The organism is Synechococcus sp. R6-10 (assembly GCF_047461815.1).
Taxonomy (GTDB): domain Bacteria; phylum Cyanobacteriota; class Cyanobacteriia; order Thermostichales; family Thermostichaceae; genus Thermostichus.
The window spans coordinates 1-1887 of sequence record NZ_JANSHW010000288.1 but is presented as its reverse complement, the minus strand read 5'-3'; the positions used below and the strand labels follow the sequence as shown (position 1 = coordinate 1887).

Here is a 1887-nt window from a genome sequence, read left to right as displayed (position 1 = left end):
GGGGTGAATTTGCATGTGGAGTCGGGGGAGTTTGTCTGTGTGGTGGGGGCTTCCGGCTCTGGTAAAACCACCCTACTGCGCCTGATTGCCGGGTTGGAGCAGCCTAGCCGAGGATCCATCAGCGTCGATGGGGAGCCGGTGATTGGGCCGGGAGCGGATCGGGGAGTCGTGTTCCAGTCCTACACCCTCTACCCCTGGATGACCGTGGCGGAGAACGTCGGCTTTGGCCTGAAATTGCAGGGGGTAAAACGGCAGGAAAGGGAAGCCCGTGTGGATTATTTTCTGGAGATCGTCGGTCTAGAGCGTTTTGCTAAGGCCCTGCCCAGGCAACTTTCGGGCGGTATGCAGCAGCGGGTGGCCATTGCCCGAGCTCTGGCGGCCCAGCCGAAGATTTTGCTCATGGATGAGCCTTTTGGCGCTTTGGACGTGCAAACCAAGGAGACGATGCAGGAGTTTTTGCTGGATCTCTGGCAGCGCACGCGCACCTCAATTTTGATGATTACCCACGATGTGGAAGAGGCCGTCTTTCTGGCCCAGCGCATCTATGTACTCACGTCCCATCCTGGGCGGGTGAAACGGGAGCTCCGGGTTGATTTCCCCAGTCGGCGCGACTACAGTCTCAAGCGCACTTCTTCCTTCCAAGAGGTGAAGGACGAGATCTTGGCTCTCCTACGAAACCAGAAAGGGATCCCGTTGAGCGACGCTGCGCCCGCGGGCTGATCAGGCAAACACCACCGTTTTGTTGTGGTACACCAGCACCCGATTCTCCAGGTGATACCGAACTGCCCGTGCCAGGACTAGGCGTTCCATGTCGCGGCCTTTGCGGACGAGGTCGGCAACGGTATCGCGGTGACTGACCCGCACCACGTCTTGCTCGATGATCGGCCCTTCGTCCAGATCTTCGGTGGCATAGTGGGCAGTCGCGCCGATGATCTTCACCCCCCGTTGATGGGCGCGGTGGTAGGGGTTGGCTCCGGCAAAGGCGGGCAGGGTGGAATGGTGAATGTTGATGACCGGCGGGGCTTGGCGGAGCAGCGACCCACTCAAGACCTGCATGTACTTGGCCAACACCACCAGGTCAATTCGATATTCCTGCAGGAGAGCGAGCTGACGGGCTTCGGCTGCGGCTTTGCCCTCTGGAGAAACGGGGATGTAGTAGTAATCGATACCGAAGGAGCGGGCCACCGATTCCAGGTCGGGGTGATTGCTGATGATCAAGGGGATCTCGGCGGGCAGTTCTCCCGCCCTTTGCCGCCAGATCAGATCCAAAAGGCAGTGGCTTTGCTTGCTGGCCCACAACGCAATGCGACGGCGAGTGTCGGAAAAATGCAGTTCCCAGTTGGCTTGGATCCCACGGGCAATACCCGAAAAGGCGGGGACAATTTCCCCTCGCTCCAGTTGGAAGCCCTGCAAGTCCCACTCGATGCGGCTCAAGAACAGTCCTGCCTCGGGATCCGTATGGTGATCGGCGTGAATGATGTTGCCGCCGTAGCTGTAGATGAAGCTGGAGAGCTTGGCTACCAGCCCTTTTTGATCGGGGCAAGATACCAACAGGGTGGCACTGGGCATCGGTAGACAACAGCCTCAACTTTGTGGGGACTGGCTCTCCCCAAGAGCAATCCATTCTCAACCTACCCGGTTGATCTCTTCCAATAGCCAGGGATCCACCGGCTGGCCATCCCAACGCTTCAAGTCGATGCGAATCCACATCGCCGCAGAAGAGCCGGCAGGGGGCAGTTCCTGGTGAAACGAGATCTCATAGTCAGACGGGTTTTGGCCATGTTGCCGCAGCCAGGTCTCCACCTTGGCAGGAGCAAAGTAGGACTGCCCTTGCTCGAACAGGCGCGTGATTTCCAGGCCGAAGCAAAGGGGGTTGAAGCGGGCCAT

3 protein-coding genes are annotated in these 1887 nt (G+C 59.0%); 1 reads left to right on the top strand and 2 read right to left on the bottom strand.

Features of this window, described 5'->3' with window-relative positions:
- A partial coding sequence (locus NW837_RS08830) for an ABC transporter ATP-binding protein (protein WP_414330760.1) occupies positions 1 to 720 on the top strand: 720 nt, incomplete at its 5' end.
- Here the strand turns inward: NW837_RS08830 and purU are convergent.
- On the bottom strand, positions 721 to 1569 hold the full coding sequence (gene purU, locus NW837_RS08825; protein ID WP_414330758.1) for a formyltetrahydrofolate deformylase: 849 nt from the start codon (positions 1567 to 1569) through the stop codon (positions 721 to 723).
- A 57-nt stretch (positions 1570 to 1626) separates the two neighbouring features.
- The coding region (locus NW837_RS08820; RefSeq protein ID WP_414330755.1) for a hypothetical protein at positions 1627 to 1887 on the bottom strand (261 nt) is incomplete at its 5' end.

What these genes read in the sequence shown, in the direction of transcription:
- purU (WP_414330758.1), bottom strand. Translation starts at nt 1,569, where the DNA reads ATGCCCAGTGCCACCCTGTTGGTATCTTGCCCCGATCAAAAAGGGCTG.